This window comes from Roseovarius sp. (assembly GCF_027019125.1).
Classification (GTDB): Bacteria; Pseudomonadota; Alphaproteobacteria; order Rhodobacterales; family Rhodobacteraceae; genus Roseovarius.
The window spans coordinates 199262-217115 of sequence record NZ_JALUXE010000034.1 but is presented as its reverse complement, the minus strand read 5'-3'; the positions used below and the strand labels follow the sequence as shown (position 1 = coordinate 217115).

The 17854-nt window shown below is 60.4% G+C and carries 10 protein-coding genes; 5 read left to right on the top strand and 5 right to left on the bottom strand.

The features are described 5' to 3' along the window. Positions 1-38 precede the first annotated feature (38 nt). The 4 genes from MVC20_RS17340 to MVC20_RS17325 all read left to right on the top strand — a co-directional run bounded on the left by MVC20_RS17340 (position 39) and on the right by MVC20_RS17325 (position 4534). A complete protein-coding gene (locus MVC20_RS17340) occupies positions 39-1280 on the top strand; it encodes a nucleotidyltransferase (protein ID WP_297543653.1) in 1242 nt (413 codons plus the stop codon). A gap of 134 nt (positions 1281-1414) precedes the next feature. Further along, entirely contained in the window at positions 1415-1777 is a 363-nt protein-coding gene (locus tag MVC20_RS17335) for a hypothetical protein (RefSeq protein ID WP_297543651.1), read from the top strand. Next, positions 1761-2984: an HNH endonuclease gene (locus MVC20_RS17330; RefSeq protein WP_297543649.1), complete on the top strand. Its 1224-nt coding sequence runs from the start codon at positions 1761-1763 to the stop codon at positions 2982-2984. Before MVC20_RS17335 ends, MVC20_RS17330 begins: the two co-directional genes overlap by 17 nt. 461 nt (positions 2985-3445) lie before the next feature. Continuing rightward, positions 3446-4534, top strand: coding sequence for a hypothetical protein (locus tag MVC20_RS17325; protein ID WP_297543647.1), 1089 nt, complete (start codon positions 3446-3448; stop codon positions 4532-4534). Here the strand turns inward: MVC20_RS17325 and MVC20_RS17320 are convergent. From MVC20_RS17320 to MVC20_RS17310, 3 genes are all read right to left on the bottom strand, one after another. Then, entirely contained in the window at positions 4529-4885 is a 357-nt protein-coding gene (locus MVC20_RS17320) for a hypothetical protein (protein WP_297543645.1), read from the bottom strand. The genes MVC20_RS17325 and MVC20_RS17320 overlap by 6 nt on opposite strands. 112 nt (positions 4886-4997) lie before the next feature. After that, positions 4998-5399: a hypothetical protein gene (locus MVC20_RS17315; protein ID WP_297543643.1), complete on the bottom strand. Its 402-nt coding sequence runs from the start codon at positions 5397-5399 to the stop codon at positions 4998-5000. After that, a complete protein-coding gene (locus MVC20_RS17310) occupies positions 5396-5836 on the bottom strand; it encodes a hypothetical protein (protein ID WP_297543642.1) in 441 nt (146 codons plus the stop codon). The genes MVC20_RS17315 and MVC20_RS17310 overlap by 4 nt, the downstream gene beginning before the upstream one ends. A gap of 27 nt (positions 5837-5863) precedes the next feature. Between MVC20_RS17310 and MVC20_RS17305 the strand changes: the two genes are divergently transcribed. Continuing rightward, a complete protein-coding gene (locus tag MVC20_RS17305; RefSeq protein WP_297543640.1) occupies positions 5864-6142 on the top strand; it encodes a hypothetical protein in 279 nt (92 codons plus the stop codon). A gap of 362 nt (positions 6143-6504) precedes the next feature. Here MVC20_RS17305 and MVC20_RS17300 read toward each other — a convergent pair whose 3' ends face one another. Both MVC20_RS17300 and MVC20_RS17295 read right to left on the bottom strand, forming a co-directional pair. Next, on the bottom strand, positions 6505-8055 hold the full coding sequence (locus MVC20_RS17300) for a TolC family protein (protein WP_288397571.1): 1551 nt from the start codon (positions 8053-8055) through the stop codon (positions 6505-6507). Beyond that, positions 8052-17627: a cadherin-like domain-containing protein gene (locus MVC20_RS17295; protein ID WP_297543636.1), complete on the bottom strand. Its 9576-nt coding sequence runs from the start codon at positions 17625-17627 to the stop codon at positions 8052-8054. Before MVC20_RS17295 ends, MVC20_RS17300 begins: the two co-directional genes overlap by 4 nt. Between the last annotated feature and the right edge of the window lie 227 nt (positions 17628-17854).

The following is a 17854-nucleotide window of genomic DNA, read 5'->3' as shown; positions in this document are numbered from 1 at the left end:
GCAATCGGACGGGCACCACACCGGAGGAGGCCTTTTCGATGCCGCTCGACGATACCGCACCGCAACTCGATGCCCTGCTGCTCGGCACTGTTCTCGAGATGGAACTGAGCCCGCGAGACAACCAGGTTGCATCGAAACGATACAACCTGATCCCGGAGCACCTCCAGCGGCCGACCAGTCCGATCCGCCGATACATGGAGACCGCCCTCGTCTATCCTCAGGGCTCCCGCGCCATTGGTGCCACCATCGTTCATGGCGCGGACGACGACAGGTTCGATCTGGACGCCATCCTGGAATTCCGCACCCCGATTGGCTGGACGCCGCGACAAGTGCTCGACGAGCTCCACGCCGCCTTCGAGGGCTTTCCCGACGTGAAGAAGATCGAGCGATGCACACGCTGCATCCAGCTCCAGTTCGCCTTCATGCATTTGGACGTCACGCCGATGGATCCGGACCGTGATCCTCGGGACGAGCGTGTCGGCGAGATTTATCACAGCCCCGACGAAGGACGTGATGAGCGGTTCCGCGTGAACCCCTACGGCTTTGCTGAAGACTTCAGGACACGCATCACGATGCCGAGCCGGAGCTTCCAGGATCATGTGCGTGACGTCCGCTCGAAGCTGCAGATGAAGGATCGCCTGGTGCCTGGCACCATCATGGCCGATGCGGACATAGACGCGCTCCCCGAGCCGATCGATCCGATCCGGGACGCGCCGCAGGTCATCGCCCTCAAGCTCATGAAGCGATACCTCAACCTGCGCTATGCCAACCGGGACGAGAAGCGCCCGGTGTCCGTTTATCTGTCCAAGATCGCCGCCGAGGTCCCCCTCTCCCCTTTCGGGATCTGCGCGCAACTCGAGAGCTACGCCGCAGAACTCGACAGGCGCATGGCAGTCGCGCTGGATAGCGGCCGCCGTCCCGAGGAGCGCAATCCAGCGCTCTGGGAAGAAAACTTCAACGACCGGTGGCCGAAGCACGATCGGGAGATGAAACTTTTCCGGATGGATCTACGCCATCTTGTAGCAGAACTGGCTCGCGCCCGGTCCTCTACCCTGTCGGATACGCGCAAGATCTTCAACGACCTGTTCGGCGAACGGGTCAGCGAGAAGGCGGTTCGGGCCTATATCGACGGTCTTTCCTCGACCGCCGGCGCCGCACATTACGAGCACAACAAGGGGTTCGTGGCCAATCCCGGTCTCGTCTCGCCCGCGCCGAAACAGGTGGCCAAGGTCTCGAGGGCACCCGCCCACCACTTCCATCCCGGTTTCCGCGGAAAATGAAGGCGAAGCCCAGGAAGCCGCGCTCCGCTCAGGTCCAGCTCAACCGCATGCGGCATCGTTGGCCTGACCTCCGGCCGCGGATGCTGGAAAAAGGTCGGGCCATCGCGTGGATTGGACCTCTCCGGGGTTTCCAGATGAAATATGAGGTCGCCGTCATCTGGGAGTGGCAGAACCCGACAGCCGTTCCCCTGGTCCACGTCCTGGACCCGCCAATCGAGCCCCGGCCGGGGACCGATTTCATCGATCTGCCGCACCTGAACTACGATCATCAGACTCCGGAAGACTCGGCGCTCTGCCTGTTCGATCCCGATGCCGGGGAATGGGACAGCACGATGCTCATCGCCGACCGGATCGTCCCATGGGCGTCCGAGTGGCTCCATTTCTATGAAATCTGGCATCTCGACGGCGTCTGGCGCGGCTCGAACGCGCCGGGCCCGATCTCCGTGGGCGAGATACTCAGGCAGAGGCAGGAGGCTCCGGATGGCACGAGGGCGTAGTCCATCGCAAAAGACAAGAATTCTCGTCTGGGGTCGCGCTGCCGGCCGATGCCAGTATCACGGCTGTGGCAAACGCCTCGACGGCGATCTCGTGACGGGCGACCTGGCGAAGAACCATGCCTACCTGGCTCATATCATCGCCTCTGACCCGGGCGGCGAGCGCGGCCATCCGGTCCTCTCGCACCAGCTCGCGGATGATCCCGAGAACCTGATGTTGATGTGCGATCCGCATCACCGCGAGATCGACGATCCCGCCAAGATCGACCGCTATACCGTGGACGTCTTGCGCGAGATGAAGCGTGCCAACGAGGAGCGGATCGAGCGTCTACTCGCAAACCCGAATGCAACGCCCGCCCATATCCTTCGGATCGCCGCTGCGGTCGGCGACAACGAAACAGCCGTTCCGCTCCGCGACTGCATCGAGGCCATGAGGCCAGATTTCACCCCTGCAGACCGGCGTCCCATCGACGTCAAAATCCGGGACATCGCGCAGAAGGACAGCGATCCCGAATACTACCCCGTCGTCATCGATGCGCTTCGCAAGAAGATCAAGCGAGAGATCGACGGAAGGTTCGCAGACGGTGAGCTTGAACATCTCGCGGTGTTCGGCTTCGCGCCCATGCCCGTCCTCATGGAGCTTGGCCGACTGCTTCCAGATCTGTCTCCCGTTTCCGTCTACGGCAGACACAGGGAGCCGACGCCGGGCTGGGCCTGGCCGAACGATCGTGAACCTCTCGAGTTCACTTGCACAGCTGGGGCTCCCGGCCCGAAGAAAGTGGCGCTGAAAATCTCCGTCACGGCCGCAATTGCAGATGATCGTGTCATCCAGGCGCTGCCTGAGGAACCGGTTTCAATCTGGGAGATCCGGAGCAGCAGGCTGGGCGCGTCTGAGCTTCGCAACAAGGATGATCTCTCCCGTTTTCGGGAGCTCGTCGGAAAGACGTTCGACGCCATCAAGGATCAGCACGGGATGGATGCAGATCTGTCTGTCTTTCCTGCCTCTCCCGCGGCCTGCGCGATCGAGTTCGGAAGAACCTGGCAGCATAAGGTCCATCCTCCATTCCTCATCTATGACCAGATACCGGAACGGGGATTTCTGCTTCGCCACGCCATTGGTCTGCCAATGTCAGATCAGCAAGACGCTTTTGCCCGAGGCTTTTTGAATTCTCGAGGGAGAATCCCCTCAGATATCGACCTGCAGGAGTAACGACCTTGCTCGTTTATCGCTCTGGGAAAACAGCATCGCCTGAACACCTGCCGGTGAGCCTTAGGCACCAGAGGAATCCGCGCGGCGGACCTGGTGGTCATTCCCATTCGGCCGGGGCCCTTCGACATCAACGCGACCGCGGGCACGGTCGAGATCATGAAGCAGACCGGGCGGCCGGGGATCTTCGTCCTGAGCCAAGTGGCCGCGGTCGGGCCCGAGGGGGACGACACCGCGGCGGTGCTGCAAGACCTTTACCCGGACGTGCCGGTGGCCAAGGCCCGACTCGGCCAGCGCAAGGCATTTATACAGGCGCTGATCTCCGGCCAGGCGATCACCGAGTTCGAAGGCCGTCGGCGAGATCAAGGCGCTGTTTCGGGAGGTGCGGAGCAGGCTGAGACCGCAACGTGCGGCACCACGAGGAGACCACACCTTCGATTTGTAGGCAGAGCAAGGAAGAACAAGTGTCGGAAGAACCAAAGACAAGCACGCCGACCAACCTCTCGGCCTCAGCCAGGAACTACGCCCGCGAGGAAGACGCTCGCGCCATCGGATCGAACGTCCTCGGGCTGATCAATTTCTTCGGTCAGCATATGGATCTCGAAACCCTGGATGGCGTGACCCTGGCCTACGACTATGGCGAAGCCCTGAGAGAACTGGATCGCGGAGTCGAGACGTCCTCTGAACTGTCGGCCAGCAAGGAGTGGGGCATCGGCATTGCGATGACCCCGGCGGTTCTTCGTGATGGTGCCCTGAAATCGCACATCCTGTTCAATGCGGTCTTTTTGGAGGGCCTCATGGAGGAGCCAGACAGCGAGGCCTGCCAAGAGGCGGTTCACATCATCGCCCACGAATGCGCGCATGTCGAAATCAACGCCATCAAAGATCGCCAGTTCCCCGAGGTGATCCTTCGTTATCGTCCTGCCACTTGGTACGAAAGCCTCCGGCTCGAGGTGATCGAGGCCTCCTGGGACGAATATGCAGCCTGTCGGATCTCGGCTGGCTTCGGCAAAAACCCATCCGAGAACTATCAGGAAGTCCTCCTGAACATTCTCGGCGCAGCCGGACCGAACGTGCGGGAGGCAATACTGAAGTGCCGACACGATTCTGACTACGATGCGCTCCTGATCGAAGCTCAGCGCAACATCGGCAACCTCGTGAAGTATGCCTCCTACGTGCTGGGCACCGCCGACGGGCTCAACCAAGACGCCGAAGTGGACCTGCCAGAGATATCAGAAGCCATCGAGGGGCACTGGTTCTCCCCTTTCTTCCAGCGGCTGCGTGACGTCCATCGCGTTCTCTGGGAGCGCTATGGGCAGTGGGAAAGTCTGGCGGAGTTCGAGACGATAGCCGATATCTGGCTCGAAATGCTCGCAGACCGAGGCGTAGAGGTCACCCAGCAGGAGGATGGCGGGATGTATGTGAATATCCCCTTCCGGGCGGATACCAGCTCCTTCCAAGCCATGATGTGGGGGATCCGGCAGGCGACCAAAGGGATCCAAGGTTGGCAGCTGCCAACCGATCGGGGCGATAAGGATTCCGGCACATCATGATGGGGCAACACCCACACACCCGACGCCAGATCGGATCGTTCCGGGGGCGAAGGCCCGACCTGTTGCCCCGGCGCGTCGCGGATAGGGGTCCTGCCCGAGGATCACGACCCGGACCCGATCGGGCGTAAGGCCGTCGAACGCACGTAGCATATGACGGACCGGGACCGGATCTTCGACTTCTCTCAAATGCCCGAGATCCAAGCGATCCGGGAAGAGATCAGGGACGTCCCACTCGGGAAGCTCGCCCAGGTCCGGCTCGACGCCCTCGAAGAAGCCGCGCGAGACCGGCTCCAGGTCCTCCCGCCAATTCTGGTTGAGATGCGCCGTCAGACGTTCTCGCAGCGCCATCATCGTGTCCCTCCCCTGCTCTTCGCAGCCATTGCCAATAGTATCCGATAACCAGTCTTATCGGATACGAAAGAATAGGCCCCGGCAGATTACCGGGGCCCCTGCCCTGTCCGTTTCAGGTCGCCAGCGCGCGCTCGAGCGTAATCGTGATGTCCTCGAGTCGCGCGCCTGACCAGCGCACATGCATGTCGAACGCCGCAGGTCCCGGCAGCCCCCATGCCGAAATCGTCCCCTGGCGGCAGGACATGCCGCGCAGGGTTCCGAGCAGAACCTCGAGAAGCACGAGCGCGTGCTCGAGCAACTCGCGGATCTCGGCTGGGCCGTGACCTGGTTCCAGATGCAGCTGGTCCAGCGCTTCGAGCGCGTTGCTGGCCTGCAATTGGCCGGCTTGCGCAAGCACGCGACCCAGCGTGTCGCGCTCGACATCAAGCCAGGCGCTCAGACGGTCGAGGGCCACAGTGAGGGGCGCAGCGCCCTCATCAGGCACTTCGAAGTGAGTGAAGATGATAGAGTTCATGAGTAAACCTCCAGCATGGGATCCGGGGGCGTTCGTGCCCAATGGCCGCGTCCGGAGAAAACGGCATTTGCCGTCACGACCGTCAGAAATCCGGGGATGGATCTGCTTGGAGAGGGTGTTTCGAAACTCCTGTCTTGCGTCTTCGGAGTAGATTTTGGCCGGTCGCAGGATTGGCGAAGAAAAAAACGAAAAATCTTGCCCACACGAGTTTGGATCCGTGAGATTGGTCTTCCGGGTCGAGAGAGTTTCGTGGGGTTGCCCGCACTCATTGCGCCCTGCGCCTGCAAAAGGTCATTGAGGGCGAACAGGGCGGCATATCGAAGGATGTCGGATGGGAGGGCGGCGGCGGCTTCCGCTTCTGCACCCTCGGCCCCGCGGTCTTCGACGAGGACGGCCGGATCGACCCAGCGATCCGCTTTGCCGACCTTGCCCGTCACGTCTGGTTCTCCGAGACCCGGCAGCCCATGGGTGACGTACCCGCCGGCCCGCTTCTGGGTGTGCATGGGGAGCGCGCCGTCGCCCTGCTCTATAACGGCATCCTGAAGGACCGCAGCCCCGGGGGCGGCAACGTCCTGACCCGCGCAGTGCTGAAGTTGATCCGCGACGACCTCGCTGCGGCCGCGCCGGACTTCGGGGACGATCTGGCTGTCTACGGCGCCGCCTGCCGCTTGTCCGAAGCCACGCTGAAGGATCAGGGCATCCTGTTCCGCCAGACCCCCTACGACATCTCGGCGAGGACGTGATCATGCAGCTCAAATCATACCAGAGCTGACAAGGCCGACGTGGCTATAGAGGCGTCATGGACGGCGGAATCCGGACCTTCGCTGCGTTAGCGTTAGAATATGGGCGAACTCCTTGAACAGGACATTCAAATTGCAAGACGGGCCATAACCGTGAACGACAGCGGCCTTGCCGCACAAACTTTCGGCTAAACCGAACCGTCGGTGGCCCGCAGCCAGTGGGTTTGTTATAATTTTTTGCCATGTCGGGTCGCACTTCCGATGACCAAGCTTCACTCCTGCTCCGGCTTTGGGGCCGGTAGGCTCAGCGCGATGGCGGCGAACGGTCAGGCCAGACGACAGCTGAGAAGGCGCGGATTAAAGAGTTATCCCTTGTCTCCGCGTTCGCGCCACATTTTCCGCAATGCGCCTGAGAGTACTTCGACGCTTTCCTGACCAGTGAGCTTTCCATCGTAGGCGTTGAGGCCGACAGCAGCGTAAACATTCGCAAAAGCTCCCTGCATTTCCGCGTAGGTCGCGTCATAGCGCAACGATGCAAGGATCGCGTTGAGGTTCTCGCGCACGAGTTCTCGTTGAGAGCCTACGCCTGTCTGATACTCGTCTCGCGCCTGCGAGAAGATTTGATCGGAGGTGTTGTGGTATTGGCGCGCTGTCTCGGCCTCATGCTGCAGGCTATGGAATCGCTTGTTTGCAACGAACACCTGCGTTGCGATTGCTTGGGACAAGGCCAGCGACCGCGCATCGAGAAGGTCGCCCTGACGCGCGACACGGTTCTTACTTCGCGGGTATTTGGCCAGGTTCATCAGGTCCCACGACACACGGGCGCCCCATCCGGTCCAATTTTCGTTCACGAGATAATCGTTAGAATCGTAGTTGACGCCCAGATACCCGCGGATGGATGGAAGGAGCGCCAGCACAGATGCCTTTTCCTCTTCCTCATTGATGCGCAGGCGATAGGCGATTTCCCGCATTTCAGGCCGGTTGCGCAACGCCATTCGTGTCATGTCATCCGAAGACAAGGCCGTGATCGGCGTTTTGAGACCGGCGCGCTTCGGGACGACGACAGAGAACTGCTGGTTCTGCGGCAAATTCATCAATGCCGCCAACTGGTTCTTGGCAACGAACAGATCCCGCCGCAACTCCTGCGCAGTGCGCAGCGTATCGAGCATTTCGCGCTGGAATCGCAGCGCTTCCAACCGATCACCTTCGCCATTCTTAACCTGGCCGCGCGCCACGCTCAAAGCTGCTTGAGCGCGATTCTCCAGCTGACTGATCTGTCCAAGAAGACGCTCGGCGGCGACCGCGCGCCAATACGCCGTGCGGACATCCTCAATCACGCGATTGATCGCTGCCCGGCGTTGTTCCTCGGCAATTAAGAAACGATCGCCAGCCTGCTTGGCCCGGTAGTATGATAAGCCAAAGTCAAGAATATCCCAACTCAGTTCCAAACTCCCTGAATCGCTGCCCGGATCCGCCGAGGTAGAGGCCAGTGGATCAACCGTTCCATCCTGATTGAGGGACCGCGAGAACGGATCATTGTTCCGGTCCGACCAGTCGACCCTCGCCACTAATTCGGGCAGCATGTCGAATTCGGCCTCACGGAGCTCGGCGCTTCTCAACGCAAGGTCGGCCATTTCCAGGCGATGATCCAAATTGTATTTCAACGCGCGTGCCATTGCATCGTAGAGGTCGATGCTATGCGTCACGGGCGTCTGATTTTCCGAGATGACCCGTCGCTCTCTGTCGGCGGCAAACGCCTCCATTTCTGCTTTGGTGAAAGGCTCGGGCGCGACCGTGCACCCGGCGATGGCCGCCAGTGCCAGCATCCCCATCCCCGCCTTGAGACCGCGACGAACCGGGCCCGCCATTTGGATGCCTGTGAATTTACCGGAGGCCATCCGAACTTCGTTTATCATGTCGTGACCCTTGCTACAGCCTGTATCAGTTTTGACGCCTCGGCGTCGCTGGCGAAAACCAGCTTTTCGGTTTGCGCCGTGAACGTCTTATCCAAGACTTCACGCATACTGATCCCGGCTGCACCGTCTCCTGGCAGCCCGAGTTCTGTTGATATCGTCTGACCATTGGCCAAACCGAATTCTATGAAAGAACGGTCGCGTCCGCCGTCAATGGCGAGAACAGCACCACCGTCCACATCCAGTTCGACCGATACACCGGCGGCGTCTTTGGCTTCAATCGCCTCGATCGCCAAAGGCGCGCCAGTCGCGCTTTGGACGAACACGTTCAGCACCACGCGGTTCTGATCAGTCACGTCTGCTGCAATCTTCAGGCGATCCCCGCGCACCGTCGTCATATCAGCGACGTCGATACGCCGCCCATCTTGCGACAGTTGATCCAATCGATCATTGACATCGCGAATCGCGAAAATACCCTCGTCAAGGATGCGCGGGAACCCGACCCCTTCCACTGCCGCCTCGACCGCACCTCGCGCGAAAATTGTTTCGACATCAGTTCCCGTCTCGACTGGCAGCAGGGGCGTACCTTCCAGCGATTGAATCGCATTCACGGCCGTCAGGATCGGGTGATCCACCTCAAGACCGGTGTTGATGTCAGACATCAGGGCGGGCGTGCTGAACAGGTCATTCTCTTGCCCGGCTACCAGATCGACAATCGGGTCCGCATAGATGCCGGAACGCGGCAGATCGTCGAGTTCTGTTCGATCATCGTCGTCCGCCCGCTCGACATCTCCCGCGAATTCGCCAACGGGATTGACGATTATCGTCACAGTCGCCGTGTCTGTGGCCCCGTCAGCATCTGTGACAGTGTAGGTGAAGCTTTCGGTGCCGTTGAAATTCCGATCCGGGACATAGGTGAAGGAACCGTCGGGATTGAGCGTCAGACTACCATTGGAAGGCCCCGTTGCGACTGCAACCGATAGTGCATCGCCGTCCACATCCACATCGTTGCCCAAAACGCCAGGTCCGGGAACGGTGAGCGTCCGGTCCTCATTGACGACATAAACATCATCCGTCGCCACCGGTGGGGGGTTGCCGACCGTCCATGTGAAGCTGTCGCTCTGGCTGCTGTTGGGCAGGCCGCTGCCATCATCCGCCGTCACGGTCACGCTATAGGGCCCGGAGACCGAGGCATCGGCATCAATCGTGCCGCTGATCACACCGGTGCCCGGATCGATGCTCAGCCCCGGCGGCAGGCCGGTGGCCGAAAATCTCAGCGTGTCGCTGGCATCAGGGTCCGAGAAGTTGCCCGACACATCCACGCTGACCGTATCGCCGTCATTGTCACTCTGATCCGGCAGCGGAACGTCCAGTACCGGCTGATCATTCGCGCCCGTGATGGTCACGGTGAGCGTTGCCATATCGGTACCGCCCTCGCCATCGGAGACCTCGTAGCTGACCGTGCTGGTCGTGCTCTCGCCAAGAGCCAGACTCTCGAAATCGCCGTCCGGATCGAAATCATATGAGCCGTCGGCGTTGATCGTGAACAGTCCGCCGGTCGAGCCCGCCACCGCAGCGCCGACATTGCCCGGCCCGCCATCAACCTGGCTGACCGTCAGCGTATCGCCGTCCGGATCGTTGTCATTGGGCAGCACGCCGCTGGCCGCGTCGCGGCTGATTGCCGTGTCCTCGTCGGTGCTGTCAGTGTCATCCGTCGCCACCGGTGGGGGGTTGCCGACCGTCCATGTGAAGCTGTCGCTCTGGCTGCTGTTGGGCAGGCCGCTGCCATCATCCGCCGTCACGGTCACGCTATAGGGCCCGGAGACCGAGGCATCGGCATCAATCGTGCCGCTGATCACACCGGTGCCCGGATCGATGCTCAGCCCCGGCGGCAGGCCGGTGGCCGAAAATCTCAGCGTGTCGCTGGCATCAGGGTCCGAGAAGTTGCCCGACACATCCACGCTGACCGTATCGCCGTCATTGTCACTCTGATCCGGCAGCGGAACGTCCAGTACCGGCTGATCATTCGCGCCCGTGATGGTGATCGTAAAGGTCTGGTCGGCACCTGTATCATTACCGCCGTTGGCGGTGCCACCGTTGTCGGTCACGCCGACAGTGACGGTGACGGTTTCCGTTTCGCCTTGGGCGAGGATATCACTTGGTTCGAAGACCAGCGTGTTTCCCACCCCCGACGCGGTGGTGAACGTCGGCAATGTGTCGAACAATTGGGCCGCCGTGTAATTGGTGCCGTCAGACACGCCTTCGATGGTGAACGAGACTATCTGCCCGTCCTCGTCCGCCGCACCTCCTTCTTCGATCGATTGCATAAAGCCTGCGATAGTCTGAAGGCCATCATCTTCGCTGATCGTGAAGTCCTGAGATGGAGTTGCCGAGGGCGCGTCGTTGACCGGCGTCACATCGACGGTCATCGTTTTTGGCGTAGTATCGAAGCCGCCGCGATCGTCGCGCACCGAGAAGGTAAAGATATCGAGGCCGGTACCGTTTGCATCCGGATCTGGGGTGTAGATCAGATTGCCGCCGGTAATATCGCCTTGCGCGATGATGTCGCCTGCGCTGACCGCGGTGCCGTTCAGCACAAAAGTGCCGGTCGCGGGCAGCGTGTCGATACGGACCCCGTCCATGACATCCGTCTCTCCCCCCGGCTGGGTGAAGTTGAAGTCGCCAGCTGCGAAAACGAGAGCGGTGTCCTCAGGTGTGCTTACCGTGTTGTCGGCCCCAGCGGGCGGGTCGTTCACCTCGGTGATCGTTACCGACGCGCTAAGGCTATCCGACAGTGCGGAGGGACCGCCGGCATCGTTGCCCCCACCATTGTCGTTGTTGCCGTCGCTCAGTGTGATCGTGATGTTGCGCGTACCACTGAATGTGTCGGAATTGCTGTTGTAGCGCAGAGCCTCGGCAATCGCCTCCACCTGCGCGGTCGTCGCCGTAGGTGCCAGATTGATGATCAAGTCAGTGCCATTACCGCCGCCGCTAACGCTTGCGATGCCCGGAAGGGACGCATTGGTGATCGTGAGTTGATCGAACGATTGGCCCCCGCCGTCCATCGAAGCCGTGATGGTGCCCGCCCCGAACTGCCCCAGTCCCAGAGTTGTCGCGATATCAAGGTCCGACACAGTCGCGCCGGCAACCAATTGTTGTGGCGCTATGCCACTATTGGGGCTGTTGCTTTCGCTGACAGTCACAGAGGCACCCGTGCCGCCAAAGACTGGCGCATCGTTGATGGCTGTGACCGAGGTGTTCAGGTTGATCGCCGCTGACCAGATATCGGTGTCGCGACCCGGATCGTCACCTAACACGCCGGATATATCGGCACTGGGGTCGAATGACTGCGGTGCGTCAGCCAAACGGATTTCAAGAGCACCGGGCGTGCCGTTGTAGTTACCGACGGGCACAAAGCGCAGCTCAGCGTCGGTGGGCAGAAGGATGGCGTTGGTATCGTTGGCGGCGCCCTGCGGGATATCCATCCACCCAGGGCTTCCGGCCGAGCGGTATTGCCAAGTGCCCTCGGTCGCCGCGTCCGCGGCGCTGCCAATGACGGCTACGCCGCCCAGCGGTGTACTGCTATCACCTCCGCCAGGGATGTCTGCCTGATCGTCGGTGCCGTCGTCATAAATGCCGCCAAAAAGACTGCCCACGGTGTCACCCGGTGGTGTCGTGGTGTCCTCGCCAACCGCGGCGAGGGTCGCGTCCGAGCCGGTCGGTCGGTCATTTTCCGCCGTGACGGCGGTCTGGATCGCCACCGATCCGGCCGACCATCGACCAGTCTGGTCGGTGCCGCCCTCGGACGACAAATTCTTCAAATCGCCCGCTCCGGCACTCGCGGTGATGCTGCGGCTGCCATCACCATCGGCAAGGCGCACGTTCACCGTGCCGGGTGTGCCGTGAAAATCGGCTGCCGGATCAAAGCGGATTTCGCGCCCTGTCTCAACAATCAAGGCATTGCTGGCGCTCAGACCGGATGTTGGAACGTCGATCCAGCCGCCGCTGCCGTCGCTGACCTGCCATGTGCCCTGCGCCGGATCATACCCTGTGAATCCCACGATTGCCACGAAGGTGAGCGGCGTGGAGGTGTCACCGCCGTCGACACCTGCCCCGGTCTGATTGTCCGTGGCGTCGCTGTAAGTACCGCCCAGCAGACTGGACAACTCTACCCCTGTGCCGGTCTGATCTTCGGGCGTTGCCGACACCGTGACAGGACCGCCGGAGGCGACCGGGCGATCATTGACCGGCGTAACGTTGATGCTGACCGATTGCGCCGCGGATTTGGCACCGCCGACGCCGGTATTGCCCTGATCATCGATGGTAACCGTAATGGTGTCCGAACGACCCGCGCCGTTGCTGTGGAAATCGGCATTGGGCGTATAGATCAGACCATCAAGCGCGGCGTTGATCTGCGCTTCGGTGCCGATGATGGTGAGCGCCCCAGAGCCGTCGCCCGCCAGCGTGGCACCAGAACCGCCCGCCGCAGTTATTGCACCATAATTGACGGAAACGGTCGCCTCCATGACGGTGCCAAAATCGTCGGGATCGCTGATCGTGAATGCGTTGCCGTTTCCGATAGAGAAGCTAAGGCTGCTGTCTTCGGCAACCGCCTGGTCTATCGGTGGATTGACCGCGGGTCCGTCGTTAACGGAAGATACCTGAATGACGAAGCTGTCGCTGGCGGTCAGCGCGCCGCCGACACCATTCGGCAAGGCCGTGCCACCGTTTGCCTGATCGTCGATTTCGACGGTGACAGTGACGCTCGCATCGACGTTGGGATCTGTCGGTGCGAAGGTCAGGCCATCGAGCGCGGCGTTGATATCGGTAAGAGTGCCTTCCAGAACCAATACTTCGTCGCTGCCTGGGTTTTGATCCGTCAGCCCGCCTGAAGACACGGTCAAGACACCATCTCCAGTTGGGATACTGACAGTCACGCGCTGAACATCGTTGAACGGCGTATTGCTGACATCGTTCGGATCCCCGACCTGCGGCGCATTTGCACCGCTAAGCGTGATTGAGGTGCCACTATCAAGCGTCTGCGTACCCGGTACGGTTAGCGTTGGTCCATCATTGACTGGATTGATCGCAATTTGCGTCGGCGGCAGCACCACATCAGCGCCGCCGCCGGTCCCGCTGTTGCCGCCATCGTTGACGGAGATCGTCAGAGTGTCGTCATTGACTCGCGTGGTACCATCTGGGCTGTGGAAATTTGCATCAGCGACATAAGTCAACTGGGCGAGCTGGGCGTTTATCTCACTGATCGTGCCGGTGAGGTTCAGGCTGGAGGGATCACCGGTCGTGGCATCCCCGATGACGCTGAGATGACCGTTTGTCACATTGAGCGTGACGGTCAAATCGCTGTCGAAGGCGTCGACATCGTCGATCACGTAACCGGACAGGTCGAGAACGGTATCTTCGTTCACTGTTTTGTCACCGGGCGTCGCGGTAGCAACAGGATCGTCGTTGTCGTCTGACGCCCGGAATGTGACACTCAGGATATCGCGGTTGTTGGTCGCATCGATGGGCGTGCCATCCTCGTTCGCCGGGCCGCCATTTGCCCCGACTGTCAGGGCGCCACTGCCATCGCGCAGGCGGTCATCCACTGTCACCTCAAGGGTGAACGTGTCGTTGAAATCCACATTGGGTAGTTCGACCGCGAGGCCGGTAAGCGCCGCCTGTACGTCGGCAAGCGTTCCCTGCACGACAAGGTCACCGTTGCTGTCGTCGCCGTCAATCAGGGTCAGGCCGGTCGTGCTGCCCAGAGTCATGCCGCCCGTGCCCGACAGATCGACATTGTTGCCGCTGCTGTCCTGCAGCACGATGGTCGCCTGTATGAAATCGACCTCACCTGCCGCTGTGTCGACTGCGGCCAGATCCTCATCGGTAATGGTCAGATCGCTGCCGAAATTGTGGGTGAACGTGCCGAAAATATCAACTGTACTGTCGCCATTGTTGACGATCTCGGGCGCGTCATTGCGTGCCGCATCGACGAAAATCTCGAAAGTGGATTCACCTGACGCCCCGCCGGGTAAAAACACACTGTCACTGACCGAATCGCTGACGACGAACCTGAACTGGTCGCTGAAATTCTCCGTGCCGTCGTGTTCATAGGTCACGCGACCGGCGTCGATGTCCGCCTGTGTGAATGTTGATCCAACACCCAGCTGCCGACCATTGAGCGCCAGACTTCCGTTCGCCGGGCTGTCGGTCAACCGGTACTGCAGGGTTTCCGGATCCGTATTGTCAGGATCAACCGTGTTCAGTAGCGTGTCGGTGATCGTTCCGGTTTCGCCCTCGGCAAGATACAGCGGATCGTTTGCGGTCGTCTGGGAGTCCCCGTTCGCGTCGATGATCGTCGTATCCGGATCGGACGGACCTTGGGGGGCGATGGGCGCATCGTTCTGTGACGCGATCGTCAGATTAACTGTCGCAGTCGAGCTGAGGTTATTGGGCGCAGCGACACCAACGCCCGACTGGCTTTGAACATCAAAGGCGCTCGCGAACGTCAGATCGTCGCGCACTTCGACACTGAACGCATCTGCGAAATTCTCAGTGCCGTCATGCGTGTAGCGCAAGCCGCCTGTCTCTCCTTCCGCGGTGACGGTCAGCAGATCCGATGACAGCAGATCATCCTGCGTAACCGCAACCCAATTGGTGCCATCGAACCGCTCCAGCATGCCGTTCGCTGGCAGAGACGTGATACGGAACATCAAATCGTCATCGCGCGCCTCACCCGAAGGTTCACCGGGCTCATTGTCGGTGTCGACATCACTCAGGCTGATTTCCGACGCGGTGATCCTGGTCGTTCCACCTTCTGGCAACAGGTCCGGGTCATTGGTCGCGACGGTGGGGGCGTCGTTGGTCGATATTGCGTCCAGAGTGAAAGAGCCGGCGATTTCGGTGCCGGTACCACCCGATACGCTGAACTGGAATCTGCCCTGATGGAATTCAGATCCATCGTGAACGAATTGCAGGTTGCCATTGTCGATGTCAGCCTGCGTGAAAGTGTCGAAATTGGCGAGTGCGGAGCCCGACAGTAGAAGCGTTCCATTGCCGGGTGCCGCGGTGATCCGATAGACAGTTTCAGCAGCCGGAACAGCTACTGTTCCGCCGCTACCGTCATTGGTCTGAAGGTTGTATTGCAACTCGGTGGAGGTAATTGGGATGGTGTCGATCCCACCGACCACGCCATCGTCTTCGGTCACTGTCACGCCGACACTGTTAGACGAGCCGATCTCAACTATGCCGGAGCGTCCGGGAGCTGCCGGTCCCGGCGGCGTGCCGTCCGCCTCGCTGCCCGAAAAATCTATCGTGAAGGTATGTTCCCGGATCGTGCCATCGGGGTCGCGATCAGCCCCCTCAACGCCGGGGTTGTTGAACGCGCGTAGCGTGGAATCACGCACATCAAAGCGGAACGTGTCGGTGTCACCGTCAACAAAGCTCTCCGTGCGGTTGTAGTCCAGACGGCCTGAATCGATATCAGCTTGTGTAAAGCGCGCGCCGATCCCGAGTATTTCGCCGTCAAGTCGCAATTCACCTTTGGTCGGCACCTGCGTCACGGTGTAGACGACGTTTTGACTGTCGGTATCCACGTCAGTTGCCTGCAGGTTGGCGTTGCCGATCGCAACGGAATCGCTGCCGCCCGCCGTAACGGTAACCGATGAGTTGGTCGTCAGTTCGGGGTTATCGTCGTTGGGATCGACCGTGATTTCAATGGTCTGCGGTCCCGAACTGAGGGCGTTCGCGTTGCCGGCACCGCCACCCGCATCCGTCACCTCAATATCAAAGCGGGGGTTGATACCGTCAGGTTCGTTTCCATCATGCGCAAAACGTAGACGGCCATTTGCCAGCTCGCTTGCGGCAAAGGTTTCGCCGCCCGAAAGCGCCTCGCCCGCGTCAAGACGTCCGTTACCGTTCGCATCCCAAAACAGCGCACCTTCGCCGTCATTGTTAATGTTCGTGATTGTGATTTGAGACGCGGCGATCGAATCATCCACGTCGGAAATCGTCAGGCTACCGCCAATATCGGCGGCGGCTGTGACGGTACCCGGATTACCGAATTCGTCCTCGGTTCCTTCGCCCTCGAAGACCTGCGGGTTTCCTCCGATGGTTGGCGCATCGTTCACCGGCTGCAGATTGATGGTAATGTTTGCCGGGCCGACATCGCCGCTGCCGCCCCCGTCGTTGATCGTGATCGCAAAGGCATCTGTACCGCCGGGCAATACGTTGGTGCCGTCATGCACATAGGTCAGCCTGCCGTCCCGAACATCCTGCAGCGAGAACGTGCTGCCAGCCAAAAGCGCCTGTCCGTTCAGTCGCAGGGTGCCCTCGGTCGGCAGGTTGCTGGCGTCGAGATTGAAGACAAGCTGCTTGGCCAGTTGCGGGCTCGCGTTCAGCAGAGGATTGAGGTCGGGATCGATGACGCCAAAATTGGCCTCGGTTAAAATGGTGGTTTCGCCCTCGTCGACCGAAGTGCCGGTCGGCGAAAACGTAGGCGCGTCATTGACGCCGCTAACGTTGATGGCCACGCTATCGCTGGTGACGGTGCTACCGTCATCGGCAGTGATCGCCAAGCTGTCAGAGCCGTTGTAGTCGCTCGTCGCGCGGTAGATCATCCCCGACAGCGCGTTGTTGATATCGGCCGCATCACCAGTGATCGAGACCGAGCCGCTCCCGTCGCTTGTCACGGTCAGGCCGTTTGTCTGCGCAAGCGTGATCGTTCCGTTGCTAACGTCAAGCGATACGGTCAGAGGGTCGCCATCTGCGTCAGCGACAGACACGCCCGTGATTGCCAGGTCAGTATCCTCCGACCCGGTCAGCACATTGACAGGAACAGTCACTTCGGGCACGGCCAAAAGGCCGCCGTATGCTTCGGCATTCAGGACTGCGGCTTCGATGTCGCCGGTGGTGACCTCCAGATTCCAATCACCGCCCAGATCCGCCGCGCCGGTCGCATCACTCGAGGCTGCGACATCGGCACCGGTCACCATGGCGAATGCGGCAATCGCTGAATCATCCTGACCGACATCACAGCCATAGATCAGGATATCCGCATCATCTGACAGCGCAGAGCCGATCATCGCAAGCTCGTCAGCATGATCGCCATTGATGCTGGCCGCGTCCAGAATTGTGTCGCCCAACGTTATCTGGCCACTCTCGCCGTGGGACAGAATATGGATTGCGTCGAGACCGGTGCGACCCTGCAGCGCCGAGGTAATCTGTTCGACGCCGTCGGATCCGGCGTCCAACACCACCACTTCAGCACCTGCGGGAATAGCCGAAATCAGGCTCTCTGAATCGTCTACACTGGAATCGACGAAATAGATCTCGGAGCGCTCTGCAGTTGGGACAACTATGGCTGATGCGGCCGCCTCAATATCGTCGGCAGTGGCGGTCGGCCCGGACACGTCATCGGATGCGTGATCGACGGCCGTGTCCACGGCCTCGGCACCCATCGCGCCATCGAACATGATCCGCTCTTCCAGCGCCATGTATTCCAGTTCGGGGGTGTTTTCTGCGTCATCCGACACTAAGTCTTCTGCGGTCACCCCTCGCTCGAAACCATCTTTCATAGATCAGCCTTTTCGCTGAGTGTTGTGATGATGCCCGTCAAACCGTCCACCTCTTGTGTCATACCCCGGTACATTGCCTCAATATAAAAAACAACCTGAAGGCGCACATGAATCCGGAGTCATGGCGCCATGAGGTGCGTTCTTGTCATTTCATTCACTGAAAATATTCTCAGCAGACCGTGTTGGGGTTGTTTTTGAGGAGGCGGTCACGATCATGAGTCTCTGAA